A 26,940-nucleotide genomic window follows, 5' to 3' on the forward strand; every position below is an offset into this window, starting at 1 on the left:
GTTCTCGGCATTACGGTTGGATCCACGGTTAGAATCACCCCATCCCACTCCGAAAGGAATCTCGTGCCCGCCGACCGCACCGCGGACTCCATCCGACTGCGCGAGACGCTCGCTCTGATCGCGCCCGGAACACCGCTGCGTGACGGGCTCGAGCGCATCCTTCGCGGCCGCACGGGCGCGCTGATCGTGCTCGGCCACGACAAGATGGTCGATGCCATCTCGACCGGTGGCTTCACGCTGGACGTGCCGTTCACCTCCACCGGCCTGCGCGAGCTCGCCAAGATGGACGGGGCGATCATCGTCGACGACTCGCTGAGCCGCATCGTGCAGGCCGCGGTCCACCTGATGCCCGACCACACGATCCCCTCGACCGAGACCGGCACCCGGCACCGCACCGCCGACCGGGTCGCCAAGCAGACCGGTCACCCGGTGATCTCGGTGTCCCAGTCGATGCAGATCATCGCTGCGTACGTCGGGGAGACCCGCCACGTCCTGGAGGACTCCGGCCAGATCCTCTCCCGCGCCAACCAGGCGCTGGCGACCCTGGAGCGCTACAAGCTGCGGCTCGACGAGGTGGCCTCCACCCTGTCGGCGCTGGAGATCGAGGACCTGGTGACCGTGCGCGACGTCGCCGTCGTCGCCCAGCGCCTCGAGATGGTCACCCGTATCGCCCGCGAGATCGAGGACTACGTGCTCGAGCTCGGCACCGACGGCCGGCTGCTGTCCCTCCAGCTGGAGGAGCTCATCACCGGCGTCGACGCTGAGCGCGAGATGGTCATCCGCGACTACCTCCCGCGCGGCCGTCGCGCGCGTTCGCCCGAGGAGCTCCTCGCCGAGCTCGAGGCGCTCAACTCCGCCGAGCTCGTCGACCCCGCCGCCACCGCCCGGGTCCTGGGCCTGACCACCTCGGATGCGCTGGACGGCGCCGTCGCTCCGCGCGGCTACCGCCTCCTCGCGAAGGTACCCCGGCTCCCACCCGCCGTCGTCGACCGCCTCGTCGACCACTTCGGCACCCTGCAGAAGCTCCTCTCCGCCAGCGTCGACGACCTCCAGGCCGTCGAGGGCGTCGGCGAGCTCCGCGCCCGCTCGGTCCGCGAGGGCCTCTCCCGCCTCGCCGAGTCCACCATCCTCGAGCGCTACGTCTGACCCCTCGCCGAAGCGTCGGCCCGGTCGGCCGAAGCGTCAGTCGCATCGGCCGAGCTGGCACGCGCTGCCAACTCGGCCGACGTCAGTGACGCCTCGGCCGACCTACCCGACGGCTCGGCTATCGGCTGACCGGGGAGTCCGGTTCCGTACGCGACAGTGCGGTGCCCGGCTTGTAGAGGCCGAAGGTCGCCGATGACGGCTCGCCACCGAGGGCGGCGGCGACGATCGTGAAGAAGTTCGGCTTCACCCACGGGCCGTGACCGGTGCACTCGCCGGCGACGACCCGGCGGCCGGTCCAGGTCAGGGGCAGCGTGGTGACGACGTCGCGGCGTACGACGATCTCCTTGGTCGGCACCGCCTTGGGGCAGTCGACCGTGGACCAGACCAGATCGCCGCCCTTCTGCGAGATCCGCACCTGGAGCGCGTCGGCGGACAGCTTCCAGGTGCACGCGGTCGCCTTCACGGTGCGCAGTTGCAGCGGGATGGTGACGTTGTCGTAGGAGTAGCCGTTGGTGACGGCGGGCTCGACGACGATGTCGGAGGGCGAGCACTCGCCGGTCGGCTCGGGCGGCGCGCTGCTCTTCGGCTTCGCGGGCTTGTTGCCGCCGCCCACCTTCCCCGCCTTCTTCGACGGCTCCGCGCTGGGCGTCGGCGTGACCGTCACCGTCGCGGTGGGCTCGTCGGCCACCGGGGTCGCGGTGTCGTCCGACGCGTCGGATCCGTTGAGGAAGAAGCGCGAGATCCCGACGATCAGGAGCATGACGATGCCGAGCACCGCCAGCCGCCGGCGCCAGTAGACCGAGGCCGGCAGTCGTCCTCCACTCCTTCTCGCACGGGCCATAGGCGACACCGTAATGACCCTTCGCCCAGGTTTCGGGGTGCCACTCCGTGGCAATACCTGTCGCACGGCACAATCGGGGTGTGACCGAACTCCATGACGCCGTTCTGGACTGGTACGACGCCAACGCCCGCGACCTCCCGTGGCGATCCGCCACCGCGACGCCGTGGTCGGTGATGGTCAGCGAGTTCATGCTCCAGCAGACCCCGGTCTCCCGCGTGCTCCCGATCCATGAGGCCTGGCTGGAGCGCTGGCCGACCCCGGCCGCCCTGGCCGCGGAGCCGACCGGAGAGGCCGTACGCGCCTGGGGCCGCCTCGGCTACCCCCGTCGTGCGCTGCGCCTGCATGCCGCCGCCACCGCGATCGTCGAGCAACACGGCGGCGACGTGCCGGACTCCTACGACGAGCTGATCGCACTCCCCGGCGTCGGCGACTACACCGCGGCGGCCATCGCCACCTTCGCCTACGGCAAGCGCCACGTCGTCCTCGACACGAACGTACGCCGCGTCTTCGCCAGGACGCTCAGCGGTGTCGAGTTCCCCGCCCAGTCGGTCAACAAGGCCGAGCGGGAGCTCGCCGCCGGCGTACTCCCCCACGACGAGCCGACCGCCGCCACCTGGTCGGTCGCCGTGATGGAGCTCGGCGCCCTCGTCTGCACGGCCGCCAACCCGTCCTGCGCCCGCTGCCCCGTCACGGACCAGTGCGCCTGGCGCGCCGCCGGCCACCCCGCGTACGACGGCCCTCCTCGCAAGGTCCAGACCTGGGCCGGCACCGACCGCCAGTGTCGCGGCCGGCTTCTCGCCGTGCTCCGCGACGCCGACTCCCCCGTCCACCGCAGCCGCCTCGATGTCGTCTGGTCCGACGAAGCCCAACGCAAACGCGCCCTGGAGGGCCTGCTGAAGGACAATCTGGCCGCCGAGGTGGAGCCGGACTTCTTCGCCCTCCCCTAACCTCCAGCCCACCTCCAGCCGAAACTGCAGAAATGGCGGACGAAACTCTACTTTCGCCCGCCACAACTGACGTCTCGGCAGCCACAACTGACGCCTCGGCCGGCATTTCTGCCGACTCGGCGGGGGATAAAGCAAACGCCCCGGCCTAAACGGCCGGGGCGTCGCTATTGACCGACTACTCGGAGTCGGGCTTCGGCTTCTCGATGTTGATCGGCTCATCCTGGTCGGGGAGCTCGATATCGGTGACGGTCGCGCCCTCGAGAGGAGGTACGTCCGGGATGGAGGAGCGCTTCTGGCCCTCGAAGGTGAACTTCGCGGCCGGACCCTCGCCCTCGACGTCGACCACGACGATCGAGCCGGGGCCGATGTCGCCATAGAGCATCTTCTCGGCGAGCACGTCCTCGATCTCGCGCTGCACCGTGCGGCGCAGCGGACGGGCACCCAGGACCGGGTCGAAACCGCGCTCGGCGAGCAGCTTCTTCGCGGCCGTGGTGAGCTCGATGCCCATGTCGCGGTCCTTGAGGCGGATCTCGACGGCACCGATCATGTTGTCGACCATCGAGATGATCTGCTCCTGCGACAGCGGCGGGAACACGATGACCTCGTCGACACGGTTGAGGAACTCCGGACGGAAGTGCTGCTTGAGCTCGTCGGAGACCTTCGACTTCATCTTCTCGTAGGAGCCCGCGGCGTCGCTGGCCTGCGAGAAGCCCAGGTTGACCGACTTCGCGATGTCCCTCGTGCCGAGGTTGGTGGTCATGATGATGACGGTGTTCTTGAAGTCGACCACGCGGCCCTGGGAGTCGGTCAGGCGACCTTCCTCCAGGATCTGCAGCAGCGAGTTGAAGATGTCCGGGTGGGCCTTCTCGACCTCGTCGAAGAGGACCACGGAGAACGGCTTGCGGCGCACCTTCTCGGTGAGCTGGCCACCCTCCTCGTAGCCGACGTAGCCCGGAGGCGAGCCGAAGAGCCGCGAGACGGTGTGCTTCTCGCCGAACTCGGACATGTCGAGCTGGATCAGCGCGTCCTCGTCACCGAAGAGGAACTCGGCGAGCGTCTTGGACAGCCAGGTCTTACCGACACCGGACGGACCGGCGAAGATGAACGAACCGCCGGGGCGCTTCGGGTCCTTCAGACCGGCACGCGTGCGTCGGATGGCGCGGGACAGGGCCTTGACCGCCTCGTCCTGGCCGATGACGCGCTTGTGGAGCTCGTCCTCCATGCGCAGCAGGCGCTGGGACTCCTCCTCGTTGACCTGCACGATCGGAATGCCGGTCGCCACGGCGAGAACCTCGGCGATCAGCTCCTCGTCGACCTCGGCGACCTCGTCCATGTCGCCGGCACGCCAGGCCTTCTCACGCTCAGCCTTCTTGGCGATGAGCTGCTTCTCCTCGTCGCGCAGACGCGCGGCCGCCTCGAAGTCCTGGCCGTCGATCGCGGCCTCCTTGCGCTGGCGCACGTCGGCGATCTTGTCGTCGTACTCCCGCAGGTCGGCGGGGGCCGTCATCCGGCGGATCCGCAGCCGCGAGCCCGCCTCGTCGATCAGGTCGATCGCCTTGTCGGGCAGGAACCGGTCGGAGATGTAACGGTCGGCCAGGGTCACCGCGGAGACCAGGGCCTCGTCGGTGATCGTCACCCGGTGGTGGGCCTCGTAACGGTCGCGGATGCCCTTGAGCATCTCGATCGCGACGGCGATCGACGGCTCCGGCACCTGGATCGGCTGGAAACGGCGCTCGAGAGCGGCGTCCTTCTCCAGGTATTTCCGGTATTCGTCCAGCGTGGTCGCACCGATGGTCTGCAGCTCACCACGAGCCAGCATCGGCTTGAGGATCGAGGCGGCGTCGATCGCGCCCTCGGCCGCACCGGCGCCGACGAGGGTGTGGATCTCGTCGATGAACAGCACGATGTCGCCGCGGGTCTTGATCTCCTTGAGCACCTTCTTGAGGCGCTCCTCGAAGTCACCGCGGTAACGCGAGCCGGCGACCAGCGCACCCAGGTCGAGGGTGTAGATCTGCTTGTCCTTGAGCGTCTCGGGCACGTTGCCCTTGACGATGTCCTGGGCCAGCCCCTCGACGATCGACGTCTTGCCGACGCCGGGCTCACCGATGAGGACCGGGTTGTTCTTCGTACGCCGCGACAGCACCTGCATCACGCGCTCGATCTGGCCCTCGCGACCGATGATCGGGTCGAGCTTGCCCTCGCGGGCGTCCTGGGTCAGGTTGCGGCCGAACTGGTCGAGTACGAGGCTGGAAGAAGGAGCCTCGGTGGAGGTGGTGCCGGTCGACGCGGTCGCGCCGGAGGTGCCGGCCTGGCCCTCCTTGCCCTGGAAGCCCGAGAGCAGCTGGATGACCTGCTGGCGGACCCGGTTGAGGTCGGCGCCGAGCTTCTGCAGCACCTGGGCGGCGACGCCCTCGCCCTCACGGATCAGGCCGAGCAGGATGTGCTCGGTGCCGATGTAGGAGTGGCCGAGCTGCAGCGCCTCGCGCAGGGACAGCTCGAGCACCTTCTTGGCACGCGGCGTGAACGGGATGTGCCCGGACGGTGCCTGCTGCCCCTGGCCGATGATCTCCTCGACCTGGTTGCGGACCGCCTCGAGCGAGATGTCGAGGGACTCGAGGGCCTTGGCCGCGACGCCCTCGCCCTCGTGGATCAGGCCGAGCAGGATGTGCTCGGTCCCGATGTAGTTGTGGGAGAGCATGCGGGCCTCTTCCTGGGCCAGCACGACCACCCGGCGGGCTCGGTCAGTGAACCGCTCGAACATGTACGCATCTCTCCTAAGAATTCTGGGGCGTCACCAAGATTCAACCCCGCAGACAGCCTACGCGTTCCCGACAACACAACGCGATCCGTGCGCTGAGAGCGAACACGCGTTCCGTACGCCGGACAGCGCCGCCCACACGGACGACGACACAAAGACGGCTGCCGCGCCCCGGAGGGCACGGCAGCCGGTCGTTCGGTGCGGCGAGATCAGCCGGTCAGTGAGCCGCTTCGAAAGCGGCCCGGACCTCGGCCGGAATGCGACCACGGTCGGGCACGGTGTAACCGTTGGCCTTCCCCCACTCGCGCATGACCTTCGGGGTGGACCCGCCGGCGGCGGGAGCCTTCTTGGCGCTGCCGCGACGGCCGCTCACCTTCTGGGCGTGACCGATGAAGAGCGCGAGAGAATCACGGAGCTTTGCCGCATTGGCATCACTGAGATCAATCTCGTAAGAGGTGCCGTCCAGGGCGAAAGACACCGTCTCCGCAGCTTCCGAGCCGTCGATGTCATCCTCGAGGATGATCTGAACCTTCTTAGCCATGTTCCTACCTTCACTGCTCTTCACCCGGAAACGGGCCGAATATAGGCCCCGCGGTTAAGCGAGATGCGCATAGCATTACATATCATCCAGATGAATCAACAGGGTGGCATACCGAAAAACGCTAACGACCGACATTCCTCTGGAATATCAGTTCCAGACCTTGCATCGTCAGCCACGGAGAATGCACCGAGAAGCATTTACTCTCATCGAGAACGAACTCCGCGAGATAGCCGGTCGCAATCACCGTCACTTCGTCGGCGGAGACACCCAGCTCGGCAATGATCCGGGCGACCAGACCCTCGACCTGCGCGGCTACTCCGAACACCATTCCGGACTGCAGCGCCTCGACCGTGTTCTTGGCGATCACCGACCGTGGCCGGGCGAGCTCGACCTTCCGCAGCTGCGCGCCACGCCGCCCCAGCGCCTCGAGCGACAGCTCGATCCCCGGCAGGATCGCGCCGCCGACGTACTGGCCGGAGGCGTTGACCACGTCGAAGGTCGTCGCCGTGCCGCGGAAGTCGACCACGATCGCCGGGCCGCCGTGGAGCGCCACGGCCGCGACCGCGTTGGCGATCCGGTCGGTGCCGACCTCGCGCGGGTTGTCCATGAGGATCGGGATGCCGGAGCGTACGCCCGGCTCGACCACCACGCTCTCGACCGAGCCGAGATGGCGGGCGAGCATCTCGCGCCACTCGTGCAGGACCGAGGGCACGGTCGCGCACACCACCACGCCGTCCACGCTCGCCACCAACGCATCGCCGAGGATCCCCCGCAGCAGCGCCCACCATTCGTCGGCGGTGCGGTGCTCGAGCGTGGAGACCTTCCAGTCCGCCGACACGACGCCATCAGCGATCAGCCCGAGAACCGTGTGGCTGTTGCCGATGTTGACAGCGAGCAGGGACATGGCGGGCGCCTCAGCCCTCGGACAGGTCGAAGCCGATGTCGAAGACCTTCACCGAATGGGTCAGCGCACCGACAGAGAGATAGTCGACACCGGTCTCGGCGACTTCGCGGGCCCGGTCGAGAGTCAGGCCGCCGGACGCCTCGAGCACCGCACGTCCGGCGGTGATCTCGACGGCCTCCTTCATCATCGCGGTCGACATGTTGTCGAGCATGATCCGGCCGCAACCCGCGTCGAGCAGCGCCTTGAGCTCCTCGAGCGTGGTCACCTCGACCTCGATCGGCACGTCCGGGTAGGCGAATTTCACGGCCTCGTAGGCCTGCACCGCGCCGCCGGCGGCGACGATGTGGTTGTCCTTCACGAGCGCCATGTCGCACAGCGACATCCGGTGGTTGGCACCGCCGCCGCAGCGCACGGCGTACTTCTCCAGGGCCCGGAAGCCCGGCAGCGTCTTGCGGGTGTCGAGGACCTGCGCGCCGGTGCCCTCCAGAGCCTCGGTCCAGGCCGCGACACCGGTGGCGACACCGGAGAGGTGGGAGGCGTAGTTGAGAGCCGTACGCTCCGCGGTCAGCAGCCCGCGAGTCGGCCCGGCGATCCGCATGATGACGTCGCCGGCCTTCACCTTGGAGCCGTCCTTGACGCGGTCGGTCACCGTGACCGAGTCACCCATGACGTACGCGAAGACGAGCTCGGCCACGCCGAGGCCGGCCACCACGCCGTCCTCCCGGGCGGCGAAGACGCCGATCCCGGTCGAGTCGGGGGCGATCGTGGCCACGGACGTGACGTCCTCGCTGGGCATCTCACCGGGAGCGGCCGAGGGCAGATCCTCGTCGAGAGCGAGTTCGACGGCGTCGTAGACCTCGCCGGCGTCCAGGCCGGCCTTGGTCAGCTCCTCGCGCAGCGACTGCGGGATCTCGTCGAAGGGCACGCGTCGGATGGTCATCAGGCTCCTGCCATGGTTGTGGTGATGCGGTCGGTCGCTGGGGCCGGGGTGAAGCTGACGACAGTCTCGCCGTCCCGGAGCCGAACGTCGAAGTGGCCGGCGAACCCGGCGTCGTCGCGCTCGGCGAAGTCCTCGCGCCAGTGGGACCCGCGGGTCTCCTTGCGCAGCAGCGCGGACTTCGCCAGGGCGAGGGAGACGGTCAGCAGGTTGGTCGCCTCCCAGGCGGCGGGGTCGATCTCGGTCGCCGGCGCGCTCCCGAGCTGCTCGAGCTCGTCGATCGCCTCGGCGAGACCGGTGGCGTTGCGGAGGACACCGACCTTGGTCGTCATCGTCTCCTGCAGCTGCTTGAGGGTGGTGCCGGGGACGAGCACGCGGCCGGCACCCGGGGCGGGATCCTCGAGCTGGCGCAGCTCCCCGGGCAGCACCTCGGCGATCCGGCGGGAGAAGACCAGCCCCTCGAGCAGCGAGTTGGAGGCGAGCCGGTTGGCGCCGTGGACACCGCTGCACGCGACCTCGCCGGTGGCGTAGAGCCCGGGCACGTCCGAACGGCCCCACAGATCGGTGCGCACACCACCGGAGGCGTAGTGGCACGCCGGGGCGACGGGAATCAGATCAACAGACGGGTCGACGCCGTGCTGCTCGCAGGAGGCGAGGATGTTGGGGAACCGCTTCTCCCAGAACTCGCGTCCGAGATGGCGGGCGTCGAGCCACATGTTGGGGCGGCCCGTCTCGAGCATCCGCTTCATGATCGCCTTGGAGACGATGTCGCGCGGCGCCAGGTCCTCGAGCTCGTGGACACCCTTCATGAGCCGGTTGCCGTCCCAGTCGACCAAGAAGGCGCCCTCGCCGCGTACGGCCTCGGAGATCAGCGGCTGCTGGCCACGGGAGTCCTCACCCAGGTACATCACCGTGGGGTGGAACTGCACGAACTCCAGGTCGCGCAGCGTCGCACCGGCCCGCAGCGCGATCGCCATCCCGTCGGCCGTGGCGACCGCGGGGTTGGTCGTCTGCGAGAAGACCTGGCCTAGGCCGCCGGAGGCCAGCACGACGGCCCGGGTACGCACGATCCCGACGCCGTCGGGGTCGCCCTCGCCCATCACGTGGATGGTCAGGCCGGCAACGCCGCCGTCGGCGGCGGTCAGCAGGTCGACCACCATGGCGTGCTCGAAGACCAGGATCTCCGGAGCGCGCCGGACGGCCTCCATCAGCGCGCGCTGGATCTCGGCTCCGGTCGCGTCGCCGTCGGCGTGCGCGATCCGGTCGCGGCGGTGGCCGCCCTCCCGGGTGAGCGACAGGTTGCCCTCCGGGTCCTTGTCGAAGTCGGCGCCCCACTCGATGAGCTCGCGGACGGCCTCGGCGCCCTCACCGACCAGGACGCGTACGGCCTCCAGGTCGCACGCCCCGGCGCCCGCCACGAGCGTGTCGACCTCGTGCTGGGCGGGGGTGTCACCCTCGCCGAGCGCGGCGGCGATGCCGCCCTGGGCCCACTGCGTCGAGCCGGCCTGGAGCACGTCCTTGGTGACGACGGCGACCCGCTCGACCTGGTCCTTCAGCCGCAGTGCCGCGGTCAGCCCGGCGATCCCCGAGCCCACCACGATCACGTCCGCCCACTCGGTCCAGCCCGGATCGCGGGCGGAGAGCAGCTCGATGTTCATAGCGGCACGCTACTGCGTGAGAACGAGCGGTCCACGCATCTGGTCGGTCCCTGGAACCGGCTCGCTCCGGTCGGAGCCGAGCGCGACGATGTGGTTGGCCTCGTCGACGTGGACGACGTGCGGCTCGAACGCCTTGGCCTCCTCGGTGGTCATCTGCGCGTACGCGATGAGGATGACGAGGTCGCCGGGGTGGACCAGGTGGGCGGCGGCGCCGTTGATCCCCAGGACGCCCGACCCGCGCTCGCCGGCGATCGTGTAGGTCTCCAGGCGGGCACCGTTGGTGATGTCGACGATGGAGACCAGCTCGCCGGGGAGGATGTCCGCGGCGTCGAGGAGATCTGCGTCGACGGTCACCGAGCCGACGTAGTGGAGGTCTGCCTGGGTGACCGTGGCGCGGTGGATCTTGCCGGTCATCATGGTGCGCAGACGAGTCATCGGGATGCTCCGATCGTGAGGCTCATGTTGTCGATGAGTCGGGTCGTGCCGACCCGGGCGGCGATGAGGATCCGGGCTTCGGTGCCCGGCTCCGGGTCGGTGGGCAGCGCTCCCAGCGCGGGGTCGGTGACCACGAGGTAGTCGAGGTCGACCCCCTTCGTCCGGCGCAGCTCGGCGCGCGCCGCCTGGAGCGCGGACTCGACACCTGCGACGGCCTCGCGCTGCGCGGCGTAGAGGGCCCGCGACAGCGTCGTCGCCTCCTCCCGCTGCTCGGGCGTGAGGTAGCGGTTGCGCGAGGAGAGGGCCAGGCCGTCGGGCTCGCGCTGCGTCGGCGCGCCGACGACGTCGACGCCGAGGCACAGGTCGGCCGACATCCGGCGGATCAGCGTCAGCTGCTGGTAGTCCTTCTCGCCGAAGACGGCGACGTCGGGCTTGACCAGACCGAACAGCTTCGCGACGACGGTGAGCACGCCGGCGAAGTGGCCCGGCCGGGTCTTGCCCTCGAGCACCTCGGCGAGCTCGCCGGGGGCCACGGTCACCTGCGGCAGCCCGCCGGGGTAGACCTCGTCGACCGACGGCGCGAAGACGACGTCGACACCTTCGCGCTCGCAGACCTCCAGGTCCGCCTCGAGCGTGCGCGGGTAGCGGTCGAGGTCCTCACCGGCGCCGAACTGCAGCGGGTTGACGAAGATCGACACGACGACCGGACCTCCGCCGACCCGCTCATGTGCGACCCGCATCAGCGAGGCGTGCCCCTCGTGGAGCGCGCCCATCGTCGGCACGAAGCCGACGACGGCGCCGTCGCGGCGGGCAGGGTCGAGGAGCTTCGCGAGCTCCTCGCGGGTGGATGCGATCTCGGTCATCACTGGTTCCAGAGGTGGGCGGGACGCGGCAGCGGCTGTACGGCGGCGCGGTCGGCCTCGTCGAGGAGGTTCTTGATCTTGAGCGCCCGGATCGGCAGCAGCCGCCCGTCGGAGACGGCCCGGTCGAGCGTGGCTCGCGCCATCGAGACGTACGAAGCCAGGGTCTGCGGAGCGTTGGTGCGAATGTCGTCGAGGTGGGCTGCCACCGTGCCGGCGTCGCCGCGGACGATCGGGCCGGTCAGCGCCGCGTCGCCGTGATCCAGGGCGTTGTCGAGGGCCGCGGTCAGCAGCGGGCGGAGCGTCCCCGCGGGGTCGGTGGCGCCGGCCGCGGCGAGGATCTCCATCGCCTCGGTGACCAGGGTGACCAGGTGGTTCGCGCCGTGGGCGAGCCCGGCGTGGTAGAGCGTCCGCATCTCCTCGGGCACCCACATCGGGTTGCCGCCGAGGTCGTGGACCAGCGCCTCGGCGAAGGCCCGGTCGGCTGGGGAGGCGGCGGTCAGGCCGAAGACGCAGCCCGAGAGCCGGGCGAGGTCGACCGACGTACCGGAGAAGGTCATCGCCGGGTGGACGGCCATCACGTGGGCGCCGATCGCGGCGGCCGGCTCCAGGATTGCCAGGCCGTGGCGACCGGAGGTGTGGGCGACGTACATCCCGGGCCGGATCGCGCCGGCGTCGGTCATCGTACGGACGACGTTGCCGAGCATGTCGTCGGGGACGGTGAGCAGAAGGAGGTCGCACGCACGGGCGACCGCGGTCGGCTTCTCGACCGGGACCCCCGGGAGAAGCGAGGCGATGCGTGCGCGAGAGGCGTCGGACTCTCCGGCCACCGCGACGATCGAGTGACCCGCGGAGCGAAGCGCTGCAGCAAGGACGGCCCCGACGCGACCCGCGCCGACGACGCCCACCCTGAGTGGGTTCATGGTGGTAGACCTTTCGTTCCAGTCCCTCCGACCACTCCCCCTGTGAGCGGAGCCGGGTTGGGTACCAGACGTTGTGCCTGCGTGCTCGGCCACCGTGACCGAGCCGAAACAAAGGTACGCCGCCGGTCACCCTTCCGAAACATCTCGCGGGTGTGGCACGCGTCACCCCTCCTGCCGACCTCCATACCCGCCCTGGCATCGCGCCGGAACGAGGGTGATTCAGACGACACGATGACCACCCCCACTGATTCAGGTGAACGGGAACTGAACGCTTACACTCATCAGCCGACTTCTTTGTACCCCTGTGGGAAGGGTCCCCCTCCTTGTCAGCCATGAGCCCGCGCCGCCGTGCGGCCCATCGCGTCGCCGACGCGATCGACCGGACGATGAACGTCGACTCCAGGCGCGTGGCCCGCGTTGCCCGCCAGGAGGCGCGCCGTGCGAGGTATGCCGTCGGGCTCGCCCCGAAGCCGGTCCTCAGCGTGGTCATGCCGATCTACAACGTGGAGCAGTGGGTCGGCGCTGCGCTCGACAGCATCCTGACCCAGTCGCTGCAGGCGCTCGAGGTCATCGTCGTCGACGACGGCTCCCCGGACGGCTCCGCCGACGTCGTACGCCGCATCGCCCGTCGCGATCCTCGGGTCAAGATCGTCACCAAGGTGAACGGCGGCCTGGGCGCGGCCCGCAACACCGGTCTGGAGCACGTCCGCGGTGACTACGTCGCCTTCGCCGACTCCGACGACATCATCCTTCCCGGGTCCTACGAGGCGATGGTCGAGCTGCTCGAGCAGTCCGGCTCCGACTTCGTGACCGCGGCCTTCGAGCGCGGCGAGCAGGGCAAGGCGACCCGCCCCAACTGGGTGAAGAAGCTGACCCGGAAGACCCGCACCGGCCTGACCATCGAGGACGAGCCCTGGGCGCTGCTCGACATCACCTCGTGGAACAAGGTCTTCCGCACCAGCTTCGTGGAGTCGCACGGGCTGCAGTTCAGCGAGGGTGTCCGCTACGAGGACCAGGTCCCGATCACCCGCGCCTATCTCAATGCCACCTTCGACATCCTCGACCGCTGCGTCTACCTGTGGCGTACGCGTGAGGACGGCACCTCGATCACCCAGCAGAAGGCGACGCTGCAGGACCTCGCCGACCGCATCCTCAGCCAGGACCGCTGCGCCGAGCTGGTCCACGACGCCCCGACCGAGGTGCGCAACACCTGGTTCGTGAAGCTGCTCGACTACGACTTCCCCAACTACGTCGAGGCCGCGATCGGTGCCGGCAACGCCGAGTACGCCGATGCCGTACGCGAGCGCCTGGCGTTCCTGCGCGACGAGATCCCCGAGGAGACCTGGGCGCGCCTCCAGTTCCGCAACCGCGTCGTCTCCTGGGCCCTGAGCCACGACGACTTCGAGCTGGTCGACGACCTGCGCGGGTGGTTCCAGCAGTTCCAGTCGGGCCGCCCGATCGGGGTCGCCGACGGCCGACCGGTCTTCGTGCTCCCCGAGGGTCTCGACAAGCGCGGCACGCTCCCGCCCGAGACGCTCCGGGTCGAGGAGGTCGATCTGCTTCCTCGCGTACAGCTGACCTCGGCCGCCTGGGACGGTTCCGACCTGGTGCTGCGCGGCGCCGCCTTCCTGCAGAACCTCACCGACGACTACGCCACGCACGAGCTCCGGCTGCACCTGCGTGGCGATGGTGACGGCGACGGCGTCGAGATGGAGGTCCCGGTGGCCCGGTTCACCGACCCGTGGCTCGACGAAGTCGCCAACCGTGCCTACGAGGACCGCGCCGGCTCCGGTTTCGAGGCCCGGATCGACGCCCAGAAGCTCGCCGAGGTGACTCCCGCCGGCCAGCAGGACCTGGTGTTCGACTTCGAGCACACCCAGGGTGACTTCACCCGGGTCTCCGGCATCACCGGCCAGGTGCCGTCGGGCCCGGCCGGCTTCCGTGAGGGTCGGGTCCTGGCCGACCGGTTGGTCCGTCTCGGCGGCAGCGGTGCCAACGGGTTCCGCGTGCATGTCTACGACGACTGGGCCCGCACCGACGGCCACCGCATCACTCCCGATGGCTCCGTCGAGCTCACCCTCGTCGGCCCCGAGCGCAACCCGATCGTCTCTCCCGACTTCGGCAAGGTGGTCGGCCGTGATGCCGACGGCGCGCTGACCGTCCTGTTCCAGCCGCGGCGCTCGCGCGAGCTCGAGGTCAAGCTGACCTCCGGCGCCTACGTCCCGGTCCGCTGGTCGGAGGAGGCCAACGTCCTCGGTTCCGAGGCCGGGGCCGCCCCCGGAAAGGCGTACGTCGTGCGCAGCGGCGGCAACACCGTCCGGGTGACCCACCGCCAGCCGTCGGTGCACATCACCGCGATCGACGCGACCGAGGAGCGCCTGGTGCTCCGCGGCGTGAGCCTCGGTGCCGCCGACCACCGTCTGCAGCTGACCTCGGGACGCGCCGACGCCATCGCGAGCGCCACCCTTCCGGCCGGAGAGTTCGAGATCGAGCTCCCGGTCGCGCGCAACGCCTGGCAGCTCGGTCGCACCGCGCTGCCGACCGGCCGCTACGAGCTGCAGCTCCTCGACGCGACCGGTGCGGTGCGCGAGTTCGCCCATCTGAAGGTCGCCACCTCGCTGCGCGCGGACGGCCCGATCGACATCGAGATCCACGGCGCTCCGGTGCGCATCGGCATCAGCAACTCGTGGGGCCTGATCGTGATCTCGCACGCCCTGCCCGTGGACGTACGCGCCGGACGCAGGCAGCAGCAGCTGCGCGATCGCTACCTGGAGCAGCGCCTCGATTCGCGCCTTCCCGTCGTCCTGCTGGAGACGTTCAAGGGCAAGATGGCCGGCGACTCCCCCGCGGCGATGGCGCGGGAGCTGCTCGCCCGTCACCGCGCAGGCGACGGCCCGGAGCCGGTCTACAGCATCAACGACCGCTCGGTTCTGGTCCCCGACGGGATCCGGTCGGTCGTCCGGTTCTCGGAGGAGTGGTTCGAGCTGCTGGCTCGCGCGCGCTATCTGGTCACGAACGACAACTGGCCGTTCTTCTTCCAGAAGGCTGCAGGTCAGGCCTACATCCAGACCTGGCACGGCACTCCGCTCAAGCGCATCGCCAAGGACATCACCGACCCCAAGGGCGGGCTCTCGGTGCTCTACATGAAGACGATGGATGCCGAGGCACGGGCCTGGGACCGGCTGATCAGCCCGAGCCCCTACTGCTCCGAGATCCTTCCGCGGGCCTTCGGGTTCGACGGCGAGGTGCTCGAGTCCGGCTACCCGCGCAACGACGTGCTCGCCGCCGATGACCGTGACGAGGCCCGGGCGGCGATCCGGAGGCGTCTCGACATCGCGGACGACCAGCGCGTGCTCCTCTACACCCCGACCTGGCGTGACACCTTCTCCAAGGTGCTCTACCTCGACCCGGCGCAGGTCGTCGAGGCCCTGCCCGACGTCACCGTGCTCGTGCGTGGCCACGTCAACACCTCCGGCGGCGCCTCGGTCGCCCCGGAGCTCGCCGGCCGGATCCGCGACGTGACGCTCTACCCGGACATCAACGACCTGTTCCTGGCCGCGGACGTGCTGGTGACGGACTACTCGTCGGTGATGTTCGACTTCGCGATCCTCGACCGACCGCAGCTGTTCCTGGTGCCCGACCTGGCCGAGTACGAGGCTTCTCGCGGGTTCTACTTCGACTTCGCCGAGGCCGCTCCCGGACCGCTGTTCAGCGACAACGAGTCCCTGATCGCCCACCTGGCCGCCGGACCGGCCGCCGACGAGGCCTACGCCGGAGCGCGCGCGGCCTTCCGGGAGAAGTTCGCCCCCTGGGACGACGGCGCCGCCGCCTCCCGCGCCGTGGACGCGCTGCTGTCCGCGGCGGAGGCATGCGACTGAGGCGCAGCCGGCCGATGCTCGGCGTGGTCGTACCCGCCTACAACATCGCGCCGCTGCTCCCCGCCGCCCTCGACAGCATCCTGGGCCAGACCTACAAGAACCTGCACGTGGTCGTCGTCGACGACGGCTCGACCGACATGACCGGTGTGATCGCCGAGGAGTACGCCGAGCGCGACCCCCGCGTGAGCGTCCGCCGCACCGCGAACCACGGTCTCGGCGCCGCCCGCAACATCGGTCTGCGGCACCTGGCGGGCGCGGACTACATCACGTTCGCCGACTCCGACGACGTGGTGCCGCCGAAGGCATACGCGACCATGGTGCACACGCTGGAGAAGACCGGATCGGACTTCGTGACCGGGTCGATCTACCGGTGGGAGGACGGCGACTACACCGAGCCGACCTGGATGCACCGCTTCCACAACCCGGCGCGGCTACGCACCACCATCGACGCCGACCCGCGCATCCTGGGCGACGTCTTCGCGTGGAACAAGGTCTACCGGCGTACGTTCTGGGACGACGCCGAGCTCTCCTGGCCCGAAGGGCTGCGCTACGAGGACCAGCCCACGCTGACCGAGGCCTACCTGAGGGCGAGGGCGTTCGACGTCATCCCGGACTTCGTCTACCACTGGCGCATCCGCACCGACGGCACCTCGATCACCCAGCAGCGCTCGACCGTCGCCGACCTGCGCGATCGTCACACCACCAAGAGGATGTCGCTGGCGACCGTCGAGAAGTACGTCGCCGCCGGCGGCTCTCCTGCCGTGCTCGAGACCTTCCTGAGCAAGACCCTGCCGGGCGACCTGCGACGCTACTTCGCGGCGATCCCGACCGCCTCGGACGAGTGGTGGGACCTGCTCGTCGCCATGGTGCGCGACATCTGGTCCGGGCAGTCGCTCGCCGATACCCACCTTCCGCCGGGCCAGCGTCTCCTCGGCTGGCTCGTGGAGAACGACCGGCACGATGTCGCCAAGCACGTGGCGGCCTGGATCGCCGAGCACGGACGCGTCCCGCGCAGCGCCGACGGCACCTCCATCGAGATCCCCGACCTCGATCTGAGCAGCGTCGACCCGTACGTCCTGCGGGTCTGAGCTCACCCCCGCTCTCGGGTCGAGACCTGTCGCTCCTGCGCGGCGAGGCTGGCGAAGGATCGGGCGATCCCGCGCTTGAGGATCGGCGCCAACGGCCGCTCGACGAGGACGTGGACCAGCGCGGCCAGGGTGATCGCGACGCCCCCTGCGATCGCCAGCACGGCGTAGGGCGGGAGGTCGTTGTGGAGGCCGCTGATGATCCACCAGCCCCAGTACTGGTGGATCAGGTAGAGCGGATAGGTCAGCAGGCCCGCCGTGGTCAGGATTCTGCTGTTCAGCCGTCGCAGCGGGGTCAGGGTGACCAGCGCGACCAGTCCGATGCAGCCGAGCGTCATCAGCACGCACTGCATGACCGTCGGCTCCAGGGTGGTCCACCCGATCAACCGGTCTCGGGTGTTTCCGGCGCACCAGGTCACGCTCAGCACGACGTTCTGCGCCAGGACCAGCCAGGCAAGCATCGAGCTGCGGTCGCGGGCGACCATGTACATCGCCATCCCGCATGCGAACAGCGGGGCGTACTCGGCCAGCAGCAGGTTGGCCAGCAACCCGGACCCGGCGGTGTCGGCCATCACCGCCGCGGTCGGCCACAGCGCGGCGAAGGCGAGCGCGCGGGCCCCCGTGAGCCCGACGAGCAGCAGCACACCGATCATCACGTAGAAGCGGAGCTCGAACCAGAGCGTCCAGTAGACGCCGTCGACGCTGCTCACCCCGAAGGCACTCTGGACCATCGTCAGGTTGGTGGCGATGTCGCTGAGCTGCACCTCCTTGCGCTCGGGCCAGAGCACCACGAGCAGGAACGCGGTCAGCAGCACCCCTGCCCAGTAGGCCGGGAAGAGCCTCGTCACTCGCGAGGTCACGAAGGCGGACACCGGACGGCCCCAGGCGGACATCAGGATCACGAACCCTGAGATGACGAAGAAGAGATCGACACCGAACTGGCCGAACATGGTGTAGCGGGAGAGCTCCGGGAAGATGTCCGGCGGCACCGTCCCCTCGCCCCACGCGGGATTCTCGCGGGCGGTGAAGTGATACAGCATGACCGCGACCGCGGCGAGCAGGCGGAGGCCGTCGAGGGCCGCCATCCGGCCCAGCGAGGGCGCCTTGGCAGGCGTCCTCGGAGCAGCGTCGGGCTTGGTCGCGTCGGGCTTGGCGGTGTCGGTCTTGGAAGCGTCGGTCTTGGAGGCCGTGGCCTCGAGAGCGTCGATCACGTGGGGTCCTAGCAGAATCTAGTCGGTCAGCGTCCAGGGCCAGTCATGGAATGGGTCGGGCGTACGCCACGTCGCGCCGTAGCGCTCCTCGAGGAAGCCCTCGGGGTCGGCCGGGACGCGCACCTCCGCGCCCTTGAACGTCTGCCCGGCCGAGGGCAGCAGCAGCGTGGTGTCGATGGGCCGGATCACCATCTGCTCCATGTGCAGCGAGGTCTTCTCACCCCCGACGATCATCGGGAACACGTCGATGTGAAGCCCGGTCTCCGGGTCGCGCACGTGGAAGTTCATCCCCCCACCCGGCCGGTGCACGCTCCAGCCCTGGGCGGTGATCTGTTCGTGGAGGTCGCCGAGAATCGCCCGGCCTTCCTCCAGCGACGGGGCATGGACCGGGGTCAGCATGTCGACGTCGTCGTCGTGGGCGAGGAAGTCGCCCTCACGTACGACGCCGAGCAGCGTGCCGTAGGCGAGCATCGCGTCCTGGCCGAGGCCGGCAAGCATCTCCGTCGCGCGGACGATGGCGGTGACGTACTCCTTCGAGCGCTTGCGAAGCAGCCCGAGGTCGCGCAGCCCATGGCGGGTCACCACCGACTGCTCACCGCCGAGGATCTCGCTGGCCCGATTGACCTCGCGCTCGAGCCGGCCCAGCTCGTCGCGGCTGCGCAGGACACCCGAGAACGCCATCATCGACGTCGCCGTGCCGTGCACCCGGACTCGTTCCGCCGCGAGCAGGTGTCCCAGCAGCTGCCAGGCGGCATCCGACAGCGACCGCTGGGCCGGGAGCCTCGTCGGCAGCACCGATGCCAGCAGGCGCTGCTCCTCGGCGTCCGCCGTCAGCAGACCCTCGCCCGCCCGGCGCGCCAGCGTATCGAGGATCTCGCGCCTCGTCGCTCGGGCGCCGTCGGCCGTCCGGAGCACCGACTTGTCCACCCGCAGACCCGTGATCCGGCTCAGCACTCGCAAGGTGTCGGCGATCACCGCGTCGGAGTCGACAGCGAAGACGGTCGGCTGGCCGTGGTCCGCCGGCGTGATCTCGACCGAGAGGCGCCGAGATCGGTCACCCCATCGGTCGCGACGGTTGTAGACCCTCACCTCGTCGGCAGCGATCGGCTCGCGGAAGGTCACCGACCACCACGCGCCCTTCTCCTTCGTGGTCCGCAGCGTCCCGTAGGTGAACGGGTCCGCGCCCGCGGGCTGGGTCGGCGCCACGGAGCTCTGGGTGATCTCGGCGTTCCCGCGCTCGACGGGGACGCGCACCCCTCCGTCGTAGAGCTCGATGCCCCGCAGGTCGACCTGTCCCTCGACGTCGTCGGGGACGTGCATCCGGATCGACGACACCGGTCCGCGGACGCCGATGGCGAGCCGGTTCGCCTCGATGCCGCCGAAGTAGCCGAGGGAGGGCAAGAGCACGTTGGTACCGGGAAGATCGCGGAGCGGCGTACGGAATCGACGTGCCAACGCCGCAAAGGTCGTGGAAACCATGGGAACTCTCAGGTCGGGGGGACGGACGATCGATGGTGCAGCGCCATCGACCCACGCACTACGTCGTGCTGATCTTCTCGATCAGCGCCGTCGTCGAGATCGCCGGGGTGCGCGGCAGGTAGACGACCTCGCAGATGTCCTTGAACTCGTCGAACCGGCCGGCCCAGTCGTCCCCCATGACCAGCACGTCAGCCTCGAACTTCATCAGGTAGTCACGCTTGAGCTCGAGGCTCTCCTCGACGAAGACCTCGTCCACCGGCTTGAGCGCGGAGACGATCGCAAGCCGCTCGTCCTCGCTGAAGACCGGATAGCGGTTCTTCTTGCTGAAGTTCAGCGCATCGGCCGAGACCCCCACCACGAGTCGATCACCCAGCTCGGCAGCACGCTCGATGATTCGAAGGTGACCGACGTGGAAGACGTCGAAGGTTCCGAAGGTGACAACTGTGCGAGACATAGGGGCGGATTCTTCCACGCGGCCCACTCATCGTCCAACCCCGCGTCCCCTGGCGGATTCCCCGCGTTCACCTGTGCGTCGCCTCACCCCCGCCCGGGGAACCGACGCTTTCTCGGCTCCTCCGCTCGCACCAGATTCCCCTCGTAGTCACCCCTCACGAGCGCTCCGGCGACGGTGTCGGGACCGACCTCGTGCGCCTTGAGCTTGTAGGTCAGTTTGTGCACGAACGAACCATGGATCGCGGCGATGTCCTCGCCGGTCCCCGACGGTCCGCGAAGCAGACCCTGCAGCTGGTGGGGCACGCTGGTGGGTCGGTGCTGCCCCTTGGTCTCCCAGATCTCGCCGAACCGGTCGTCGAGCTGGGCCAAGGCCTCGAAGAGGTCGTGGAAGAAGAAGTAGTGGGTCACCTTGTCGTGCGACCGGAAGTAGACCTCCAGGGCAGCGTGCATCATGTGCACGATGTAGGAGTTGTTGCGAGCCGCGAGGAACCAGCTCGAGATCCGGGCATCGTTGTACCTGAAGGCGAAGAAACGGCGGTCACCCACCAGCTCGTCGACGACGTCCAGGTCACCGGTCACGTAGCAGGTCGCATCCACCCAGATGCCGCCGTACTCCTTCAGCAGCGCGATCCGCAGCCAGTCCGAGAACGCGGCCTTCGTGGCCGGCACGCGCTGCTTCACGTGGTCCGGGAGATCGACCCAGTACGGGACGCTCGCCTCGGTGATGAGCCGTAGCTCGATCCCCGGCACTCGCTTCAGCCGCTCGTAGCAGGCCCGGACGATCGGCGGCGCAGCCTCCATGCCCTGTGCCCAGTAGACGAAGACGTACGGCATGTCGCCGTTCTTGTCGGCACGGCTGGCTCGCGCCATCCTCCTGATCTGGTCGAGATGCGCGCTCACGAACCTCCGGACGGCGACCCGCTCCGGCACGGTACCGGGGGACGCCGCCAACAGCTCCGCGGCGGCACCGTCGTCGATCCTCGGATCCTTGGACATCGCCACCCGACTGGCCTCGGCGGACTCGTCGAGTCGGCCGAGCTGATGGCAGGCCCGACCCAGGGCGTAGCAGGTGGTCGCATCGACGGCCGGGCGCTCGAAGACCGGGGTCAGCGCCGCGACGACCTGTTCGGGCTTCTTCAGTCTCGCGGCGGCGGCGCCCATCAGCAGCCGTGGCGCCAGCGCCTCCGGCTCCTTGTCCACGGCCGCTTCGCTGAGCTCGAGGGCCTCGGCCCACGCGTCTTCCCGTGCCTGCCCCAGCGCAGAGGCGAGGTCGGAGCCGGGAACGACCGCGGCCGCGGCACGCGCGGAGGCCTCGAAGGCCTCGAGCTGCACCCACCCGGCGAGCAGGTCGTCCAGCAGATCCGCGGAGAGGCTGTCGGGGACGACCAGCTCCGAGGCGGAGGCGTCGGGCTCTCCATCCCAGCGGGCGACCAGGCCGGCGGGCGGTGCCGCGGCCGCATCGAGGAAGACGCGTCCGTTCGCCCCCTCCGACAGCTGGAAGCGGGACCACTGCACGGCGCCCTTGGCCGCGCCGCAGAACAGCCGGACCCAGGCACCGTCGACCTCCGGAGGCAGCGTGAAGGTCACCGCGAGACGCGTGCGCCCCGGCGCGTTCTGTGCGGCGGCGGACCGGGCGCCGCGCCAGGTCCGCTGTCCGTCCGCCTCCCAGCCGGCGACGATCCGGAGCGCGTCGGGGTGCAGCACGCCCCCGAGCGGTGCCTCCAGCTCGACATCAGCGGCGAACGTATAGGTGCGCCCGGGCGACATGCCGAGCCGTAGCCCACCGTCACGCCCGCCCGGGCTGATGTGGGTGTCGTTGCTGGCACCGTTGCCCTCGATACGCACCGCGCGCACGTCGCCGTCGTCGACCAGGCTCGCGCGGCCGTGCTTGTGCACGTAGATCCAGTCGCCGGGCCCGAGGTGGTGATGCCCGTCGGGGGCGAGATCTGCGGTCAGCACCGGCGATCCGCGCAGGCCCGGGTCGGGAAATAGGTTGGCGAGGACAGGACCGCCGCTCTCCGGGGCCACGTCGTTCGCTGCTCGATCAGGGTTGTGCACAGCCACCTCGTCTTCGTACCCAGTGGCCGTGCGTCCGAGCTGCCGTGCCGGTTACCCGTCGCTCCATGACGTGCGGGGCGGCTTCATCGGCCGGCCCCGACCCGGTCGCGACGGTTAAGGATAAACCGCCTCGCCCGTCGGTTCAGTCGAACCGCCCGTCGGTTCAGTCGATCAACCCGAAGCCGCGCAGCTCGCGGTAGATGTAGGGCGCCAGCGTCTCGGCGTAGGTCACGCTGATGTGGTCGCGGTCGCGGTAGACGTTGACCCCACCGATGACCGCGGGGCACTTGTCCTCGTCGCAGTAGAAGCGGGTCAGGTCGATGAAATGGGCGTTCTTGGACTGGCGGGCCGCCGGGCCGAACGGGTCGAAGATCGAGTCGTACGACTTCTTCCGGTCGAGGCTGCATTCCTCGTTGGCGCGCGCGACACCGGCTTCCTCCACACAGGCCGGCTGATCCTCGCGGGTCTCACCGGAGGTGGGGTTGTCACGGACCGCGACCACCGGCACGCCTTGCTTCAGCACCGGCTTCCAGGCGTCCTTGACCGCCTTGACCCGCTCCGGCTTGGGACCGGTGATCAGCTTCGACCACGCCGTGGTCATCACGAAGTCGTAGTCCTTGGCGTTCTTCTCGAGCTTGGCGCCGAGGTCCTTCTTGAGCGAACGGCACTGGTCCTTGAACTCGGTGGTCTTCACGTACGGCTCTCCAGCCGTCCAGGAGCAACCGCTGCCCCAGAACAGCTCGGCCGAGAGCATGCCGCGGTCCGCCAGCGTCTCCAGCGACGACATCAGCACCCGGCTGTGCGAGTCGCCGATCACGGCGATGTGCGGGCGGCCGGGCGCTCGCTCACCGACCGCACACCCCTTCAACGGCCGCTGGAGCAGTTGCTCGTCGCACCCCGGGAAGTCGGGCCAGTCCTCGCGTACGCCGGCCGCGGTCGGGATCAGCACGCCATCGAGCTCGGGGTTGGGGCAGTCCTTCGCACCGGGCGCGCGGGAGGCCGCACCGAAGCAGCGCGGGGCGTCCTCGGTGATCTCGGCGGCGAGGGCCGCGTCCTCGCGGTTCTGCTTCTCGACGTACCCCCACCCCGCGCTGCTGACGCCGACGAGCAGGACCGCCGCGATACCGGTGGCGGCCAGGCTGCGGCCGGGGTGGTGCACGAGCCTGCGATGCGTACGGACGGGGTCCTCGACCCAGTACTTCGTCGCCGCCGCGAGCAGGACGGAGGCCGCGCCGACCAGGAGCCGCTCGACGAGCCCCAGGTGGTCGACGCCGAGGGCGTAGGGGGTCAGGATGATGAGCGGCCAGTGCCACAGGTAGAGGGAGTAGGAGATCTCGCCGAGCCACTGGACCGGCCGCAGGTCACCGATCCGGGTGGGCGACCAGGCCGCGGCCGGGTTCCCTGCCCAGATCATTCCGGCGGTGGCGACGCAGACCACGACCGCGGCGAAGCCCGGCATCGGCGTCGTCGGGCCGAGCACGAAACAGCTCGCCGTCAGGACCGCGAGCGTCACCCACGAGACCGCGGCTCGGAGGTTGTCGCGGCCGGTGACGACCGGGACGAAGGCGAGCATCGCGCCCAGTCCGAACTCCCAGGCGCGGGCCGGGGTGATGAAGTAGGCGGTCTCCGGCGAGGCGACGGTCCACCAGAGCGCGAAGGCGAGCGAGACGGCGGTGACCAGGCCCAGGACGACCGCCGTCACCCGGCGCCGGTCGGCACCGCTGCGCGCGGCGATCCAGCCGGCGAGCAGCACCAGCAGCGGCCAGATCAGGTAGAACTGCTCCTCACCCGAGAGCGTCCAGTAGTGCTGCACCGGCGAAGCGGCATGCTGCGCAGCCAGGTAGTCCACCGAGTTGCGGGCCAGCTCCCAGTTCTCGATGTAGATCGCTGCCGCACCGATCTCGAGGAAGAACGTCTGCCACTGCACCTTCGGCACCCACAGGAGCGTCCCGATCGCGGTGACGACCAGGACGAGGTACGCCGCGGGCAACAGCCTCCGCGCCCGCTTGGCCCAGAAGTCGGCCAGGCTCAGGCGCCCCTTCTCCTGGCTCCGCAGCAGGTGTGAGGTGATCAGGAACCCCGAGATCACGAAGAAGACATCCACACCGATATAGCCCCCGGGAAGTCGGTTGGGCCACAGGTGGAACAGGACGACAGCGCTGACAGCGAACGCCCTCAGCGCCTGGATCTCGGTGCGAATCACCCGGAGGATTATGGCGATTCCGTGAACGGATCAGGAATTCGGGGCATCGCCCAGCCGACCGACCGACACCACGATCCCGCCTGGTAGACGCAGGGTGCTCAGGCGCACGTCGGTGCCGGGCACCTCGGCCGCCATCAGGTCGACCAGGTCGACGACGCCGCGGCCGGTGAGCTTCGCGACGCACTCCGCCCGGGTCCATCGCTCCCAGAACCCATCGGCGCCGAACCGCCGCGCCAGGGCCGCCGGGACCGTACGCTCCACCTCGGCGTCGACCGCCACGGGGACGCCGTAGGAACCCGTCCAGGCGATCACCCGGCCGTCGTGGAGGTGGCTGCGCGCGCGATGGCCCGCGAGCTCGGCATCGCTGCCGACGCTGAGCAGGTCGCGGAGCATCAGATCGAGCCGCCGCCGTCGATGACGATCGACTGGCCGTTGATGTTGGTCTGCTCGAGCAGCAGCATCCGGACGGTCGGGACGACGTCCTCGGGAGTGGTCATCGCACCCGACGGCGTACGTCGCGCGATCGACTCGAGCTGGTTCGCACCCAGCACCGCGGACATCTCCGAGGCGAAGAAACCGGGAGCGACGGCGTTGGCCAGCACCCGGCCGCCGAGCTCACGGGCCAGCGAGCGGGTCGCCGCGTCGAGACCGCCCTTGGTGGCCGAGTAGGCCACGAGGCCCTGATAGCCACGCTGGCCGCAGATCGAGGTCACGTTGACGACCCGGCCCTTCAGGCCCTTGCCGATCAGCCGCCGCAGCACGAACCGGGTCAGCACCAGGGGCGCGGTCAGGTTGGTCTCGATGATCTGGGCGATCCGGTCGGAGGAGGTGTGCACGTGCAGCGAGTCCTGGCCGATCGCGGCGTTGTTGACCAGTCCGTCGATGACGCCGAGCTTTCCCTCGACCTCCTTGACGAAGGCCTGGGTCGCCTTCTCGTCGGTCACGTCGACCGAGCCGACATGGGCGGCGTCGGGGTACTTCGAGGCCAGCGCCTCGAGCTCGGGGGTCACCGTGCGCGCGAAGGCCGCGACCTTCACGCCGCGCTCGAGCAGGTCGGTGACGATGGCCAGACCGAGGCCGCGCGAGGCACCGGAGACCAGCACCACGGAGACCGGCGGGATGGGTGGGAAGTCAGACATCGCTCTTCAGCGTCTCCTTGGCCGGGATCTCGGCAAGCATCTTGATACGCCGCGGCACGGCGTACTCGGGCAGCCGCTCGGCCGCCCAGCGGGTCAGGTCGTCGGGGTTCACGTCGGAGCCCTGGCAGGCGACCACGTCGGCGACGACCATGGTGCCGACCAGCGGCGCCTTCCGGCCGCGTACGGACGCCCAGGCCACGTCCGGGTGGGACTGCAAGAGATCACGGACGGCGCCGGCGGACACCTTGGAGCCACCGACGTTGAGCTCGTCGCGGTCCAGACGACCGGTGACCAGGACCCGGCCGTCCTCGATGCGGGCGGCGTCGCCGGTGCGTACAGCGCCGGCCAGCTCGGCACCCGAGGCGTCGGTGCCGTGGTGGGGCGAGGTGATCACCAGCTCACCGTCGACGACCGACAGCCGGGGCCGGCCGGGGGCGTCGCGGTCCAACCACTCCACCGGGAACCCGGCGCGCCCGTCGTGGACGACGATCGAGGCGCCGACCTCGGAGGAGGCGTAGATCCAGGACACGCGCGCGTCCGGGAAGACCTCGCCGAGCTGGGTCAGCACGGCCTGGTCGACCGGTTCGCCACCGAGCGTGACCTGCTCGAGCGGAAGCTTGCGCAGCTCGGCACCGTGGCGCATCAACGTACGCCGCCAGAAGGTCGGGGTCCCGGAGACCGCGGTGACACCGTGCTCGAGCGCGGGCGTCACCCAGTCGTCCAGGTCGGCGGGATCGACGAGCACCAGGTCCTGACCGGGCACACCGAGCCCGAGGGTGATCACCTGCCACCAGGCGTAGGTGCCGGGCGAGTAGGGGCACAGCCAGGTGCGCGGAGCCAGCTCGCCGGTCACGGTCGAGAGCGACCTCAGGGTGTGCCCGACCCGCTTGGGCCGGCCGGTGGACCCGGAGGTGAGCAGCCAGACCCGGCCGTCCTCGGCCGCGCGGTGACTCGTCGCCACCTGGACGTCGTCCCCGGCGACCAGGTCGAACCCCGCTCCACGCAGCTCCTCGGCCAGCGCCTCGTCGAGCCGTCCGGCGGCCACGACGAGCAGCTCACCGCCGTCCTCCAGCGCAGCGACCGCGGGCAGCGCGTCGACGCTGTGCTCCACCACGTGGGCCGTCGGCGAGGGCCGTGGGCCGGCCTGCTGGACGAGCTCACCCCAGGTCGCACGCCTCCCCGTCCGGGCGTCGACGACGAGGTTGTCGGCGATCACTGCCCCTGGATCTCCACGAGCAGGTCGAGCACGTCTCCGATCGTCTCGATCGAGCGGAGTCCGGCCGCCTCGAAGTTGAGCTCGTCACCGATCTCGTCCTCGACGCGGAGCGCGAGCTCGGAGAAGTCGAGGGAGCGGAAGCCGATGTCGGCCAGCTTCGCGGTGTCGTCAGCGGGCAGGGTCTTTCCCTGCACGGCCAGCACCTCGCCCATGAGCTTGCGGACCGCCGGTCGGTCAAGAGTCTCCATGGCCTCGGACCATATAACGT

At 69.6% G+C, this 26,940-nt stretch carries 22 protein-coding genes; 4 read left to right on the plus strand and 18 right to left on the minus strand.

Annotated elements, in window-relative coordinates:
* Window positions 1–63: 63 nt before the first annotated feature.
* Window positions 64–1,146: a DNA integrity scanning diadenylate cyclase DisA gene (gene disA, locus ACWZJV_RS12515; protein WP_008354865.1), complete on the plus strand. Its 1,083-nt coding sequence runs from the start codon at window positions 64–66 to the stop codon at window positions 1,144–1,146.
* 118 nt (window positions 1,147–1,264) lie between these two features.
* Here the strand turns inward: disA and ACWZJV_RS12520 are convergent, their stop codons facing one another.
* Window positions 1,265–1,987: a hypothetical protein gene (locus ACWZJV_RS12520; RefSeq protein ID WP_008354866.1), complete on the minus strand. Its 723-nt coding sequence runs from the start codon at window positions 1,985–1,987 to the stop codon at window positions 1,265–1,267.
* An 80-nt stretch (window positions 1,988–2,067) separates the two neighbouring features.
* Here ACWZJV_RS12520 and ACWZJV_RS12525 point away from each other — a divergent pair, with 80 nt between their 5' ends.
* The gene (locus ACWZJV_RS12525; protein ID WP_457181675.1) at window positions 2,068–2,934 is read left to right on the plus strand and encodes an A/G-specific adenine glycosylase; all 867 of its coding nucleotides are present in this window, start codon (window positions 2,068–2,070) and stop codon (window positions 2,932–2,934) included.
* A 175-nt stretch (window positions 2,935–3,109) separates the two neighbouring features.
* Here the strand turns inward: ACWZJV_RS12525 and ACWZJV_RS12530 are convergent, their stop codons facing one another.
* The 8 genes from ACWZJV_RS12530 to ACWZJV_RS12565 form a co-directional block, all read right to left on the minus strand.
* Window positions 3,110–5,695, minus strand: a complete 2,586-nt coding sequence (locus tag ACWZJV_RS12530) for an ATP-dependent Clp protease ATP-binding subunit (RefSeq protein ID WP_196872450.1) — start codon at window positions 5,693–5,695, stop codon at window positions 3,110–3,112.
* A gap of 214 nt (window positions 5,696–5,909) precedes the next feature.
* Complete coding sequence (locus tag ACWZJV_RS12535) at window positions 5,910–6,233, minus strand: histone-like nucleoid-structuring protein Lsr2 (protein WP_008354872.1); 324 nt, start codon at window positions 6,231–6,233, stop codon at window positions 5,910–5,912.
* A 121-nt stretch (window positions 6,234–6,354) separates the two neighbouring features.
* Window positions 6,355–7,137 (minus strand): type III pantothenate kinase, encoded by a 783-nt coding sequence (locus ACWZJV_RS12540; protein WP_008354873.1) that lies wholly within the window; start codon window positions 7,135–7,137, stop codon window positions 6,355–6,357.
* Window positions 7,138–7,147: 10 nt separating this feature from the next.
* On the minus strand, window positions 7,148–8,077 hold the full coding sequence (nadC, locus tag ACWZJV_RS12545; RefSeq protein WP_457181676.1) for a carboxylating nicotinate-nucleotide diphosphorylase: 930 nt from the start codon (window positions 8,075–8,077) through the stop codon (window positions 7,148–7,150).
* Window positions 8,077–9,732 carry an L-aspartate oxidase gene (locus tag ACWZJV_RS12550; RefSeq protein WP_008354876.1) on the minus strand — a complete coding sequence of 552 codons (1,656 nt, stop codon included), beginning with the start codon at window positions 9,730–9,732 and terminating at the stop codon, window positions 8,077–8,079. Before ACWZJV_RS12550 ends, nadC begins: the two co-directional genes overlap by 1 nt.
* A 9-nt stretch (window positions 9,733–9,741) precedes the next feature.
* Entirely contained in the window at window positions 9,742–10,167 is a 426-nt protein-coding gene (panD, locus tag ACWZJV_RS12555; RefSeq protein ID WP_008354878.1) for an aspartate 1-decarboxylase, read from the minus strand.
* On the minus strand, window positions 10,164–11,030 hold the full coding sequence (panC, locus tag ACWZJV_RS12560) for a pantoate--beta-alanine ligase (protein ID WP_457181677.1): 867 nt from the start codon (window positions 11,028–11,030) through the stop codon (window positions 10,164–10,166). Before panC ends, panD begins: the two co-directional genes overlap by 4 nt.
* Window positions 11,030–11,950, minus strand: coding sequence for a Rossmann-like and DUF2520 domain-containing protein (locus ACWZJV_RS12565; RefSeq protein WP_196872446.1), 921 nt, complete (start codon window positions 11,948–11,950; stop codon window positions 11,030–11,032). The genes panC and ACWZJV_RS12565 overlap by 1 nt, the downstream gene beginning before the upstream one ends.
* A 332-nt stretch (window positions 11,951–12,282) precedes the next feature.
* On the opposite strand from ACWZJV_RS12565, the gene ACWZJV_RS12570 reads away from it, so the two are divergent.
* Together ACWZJV_RS12570 and ACWZJV_RS12575 are read left to right on the plus strand one after the other, a co-directional pair.
* A complete protein-coding gene (locus ACWZJV_RS12570; protein WP_457181952.1) occupies window positions 12,283–15,828 on the plus strand; it encodes a bifunctional glycosyltransferase/CDP-glycerol:glycerophosphate glycerophosphotransferase in 3,546 nt (1,181 codons plus the stop codon).
* Window positions 15,819–16,916: a glycosyltransferase family 2 protein gene (locus ACWZJV_RS12575; protein ID WP_457181678.1), complete on the plus strand. Its 1,098-nt coding sequence runs from the start codon at window positions 15,819–15,821 to the stop codon at window positions 16,914–16,916. The genes ACWZJV_RS12570 and ACWZJV_RS12575 overlap by 10 nt, the downstream gene beginning before the upstream one ends.
* A gap of 2 nt (window positions 16,917–16,918) precedes the next feature.
* Here the strand turns inward: ACWZJV_RS12575 and ACWZJV_RS12580 are convergent, their stop codons facing one another.
* The 9 genes from ACWZJV_RS12580 to ACWZJV_RS12620 all read right to left on the minus strand — a co-directional run bounded on the left by ACWZJV_RS12580 (window position 16,919) and on the right by ACWZJV_RS12620 (window position 26,920).
* Window positions 16,919–18,124, minus strand: a complete 1,206-nt coding sequence (locus ACWZJV_RS12580; RefSeq protein ID WP_457181679.1) for an acyltransferase family protein — start codon at window positions 18,122–18,124, stop codon at window positions 16,919–16,921.
* 18 nt (window positions 18,125–18,142) lie between these two features.
* Window positions 18,143–19,579: a hypothetical protein gene (locus ACWZJV_RS12585; RefSeq protein WP_457181680.1), complete on the minus strand. Its 1,437-nt coding sequence runs from the start codon at window positions 19,577–19,579 to the stop codon at window positions 18,143–18,145.
* Window positions 19,580–19,661: 82 nt separating this feature from the next.
* Complete coding sequence (locus ACWZJV_RS12590) at window positions 19,662–20,057, minus strand: adenylyltransferase/cytidyltransferase family protein (protein WP_008354890.1); 396 nt, start codon at window positions 20,055–20,057, stop codon at window positions 19,662–19,664.
* A gap of 83 nt (window positions 20,058–20,140) precedes the next feature.
* A complete protein-coding gene (locus ACWZJV_RS12595; RefSeq protein WP_457181681.1) occupies window positions 20,141–22,120 on the minus strand; it encodes a capsular polysaccharide synthesis protein in 1,980 nt (659 codons plus the stop codon).
* A 157-nt stretch (window positions 22,121–22,277) separates the two neighbouring features.
* Window positions 22,278–24,317, minus strand: a complete 2,040-nt coding sequence (locus tag ACWZJV_RS12600) for an acyltransferase family protein (RefSeq protein ID WP_457181682.1) — start codon at window positions 24,315–24,317, stop codon at window positions 22,278–22,280.
* A gap of 30 nt (window positions 24,318–24,347) precedes the next feature.
* Window positions 24,348–24,710 (minus strand): hypothetical protein, encoded by a 363-nt coding sequence (locus ACWZJV_RS12605; RefSeq protein WP_457181683.1) that lies wholly within the window; start codon window positions 24,708–24,710, stop codon window positions 24,348–24,350.
* Entirely contained in the window at window positions 24,710–25,456 is a 747-nt protein-coding gene (locus ACWZJV_RS12610; RefSeq protein ID WP_457181684.1) for an SDR family NAD(P)-dependent oxidoreductase, read from the minus strand. Before ACWZJV_RS12610 ends, ACWZJV_RS12605 begins: the two co-directional genes overlap by 1 nt.
* Entirely contained in the window at window positions 25,449–26,672 is a 1,224-nt protein-coding gene (locus tag ACWZJV_RS12615; protein WP_457181685.1) for an AMP-binding protein, read from the minus strand. Before ACWZJV_RS12615 ends, ACWZJV_RS12610 begins: the two co-directional genes overlap by 8 nt.
* Entirely contained in the window at window positions 26,669–26,920 is a 252-nt protein-coding gene (locus tag ACWZJV_RS12620) for a phosphopantetheine-binding protein (protein WP_008354901.1), read from the minus strand. Before ACWZJV_RS12620 ends, ACWZJV_RS12615 begins: the two co-directional genes overlap by 4 nt.
* Window positions 26,921–26,940 lie beyond the last annotated feature (20 nt).

The sequence above is a fragment of the Nocardioides sp. WG-D5 genome (assembly GCF_054031175.1).

Excerpts from the sequence above, each read along its gene's own strand:
- panC (WP_457181677.1), bottom strand. The coding sequence starts at position 11,030 with ATGACCGAGATCGCATCCACCCGCGAGGAGCTCGCGAAGCTCCTCGAC.
- ACWZJV_RS12520 (WP_008354866.1), bottom strand. The coding sequence starts at position 1,987 with ATGGCCCGTGCGAGAAGGAGTGGAGGACGACTGCCGGCCTCGGTCTAC.
- ACWZJV_RS12620 (WP_008354901.1), bottom strand. The coding sequence starts at position 26,920 with ATGGAGACTCTTGACCGACCGGCGGTCCGCAAGCTCATGGGCGAGGTG.
- ACWZJV_RS12610 (WP_457181684.1), bottom strand. The coding sequence starts at position 25,456 with ATGTCTGACTTCCCACCCATCCCGCCGGTCTCCGTGGTGCTGGTCTCC.
- ACWZJV_RS12575 (WP_457181678.1), top strand. The coding sequence starts at position 15,819 with ATGCGACTGAGGCGCAGCCGGCCGATGCTCGGCGTGGTCGTACCCGCC.
- ACWZJV_RS12590 (WP_008354890.1), bottom strand. The coding sequence starts at position 20,057 with ATGTCTCGCACAGTTGTCACCTTCGGAACCTTCGACGTCTTCCACGTC.
- ACWZJV_RS12550 (WP_008354876.1), bottom strand. The coding sequence starts at position 9,732 with ATGAACATCGAGCTGCTCTCCGCCCGCGATCCGGGCTGGACCGAGTGG.
- ACWZJV_RS12605 (WP_457181683.1), bottom strand. The coding sequence starts at position 24,710 with ATGCTCCGCGACCTGCTCAGCGTCGGCAGCGATGCCGAGCTCGCGGGC.
- panD (WP_008354878.1), bottom strand. The coding sequence starts at position 10,167 with ATGACTCGTCTGCGCACCATGATGACCGGCAAGATCCACCGCGCCACG.
- nadC (WP_457181676.1), bottom strand. The coding sequence starts at position 8,077 with ATGACCATCCGACGCGTGCCCTTCGACGAGATCCCGCAGTCGCTGCGC.
- ACWZJV_RS12535 (WP_008354872.1), bottom strand. The coding sequence starts at position 6,233 with ATGGCTAAGAAGGTTCAGATCATCCTCGAGGATGACATCGACGGCTCG.
- ACWZJV_RS12565 (WP_196872446.1), bottom strand. The coding sequence starts at position 11,950 with ATGAACCCACTCAGGGTGGGCGTCGTCGGCGCGGGTCGCGTCGGGGCC.
- ACWZJV_RS12540 (WP_008354873.1), bottom strand. The coding sequence starts at position 7,137 with ATGTCCCTGCTCGCTGTCAACATCGGCAACAGCCACACGGTTCTCGGG.
- ACWZJV_RS12570 (WP_457181952.1), top strand. The coding sequence starts at position 12,283 with ATGAGCCCGCGCCGCCGTGCGGCCCATCGCGTCGCCGACGCGATCGAC.
- ACWZJV_RS12530 (WP_196872450.1), bottom strand. The coding sequence starts at position 5,695 with ATGTTCGAGCGGTTCACTGACCGAGCCCGCCGGGTGGTCGTGCTGGCC.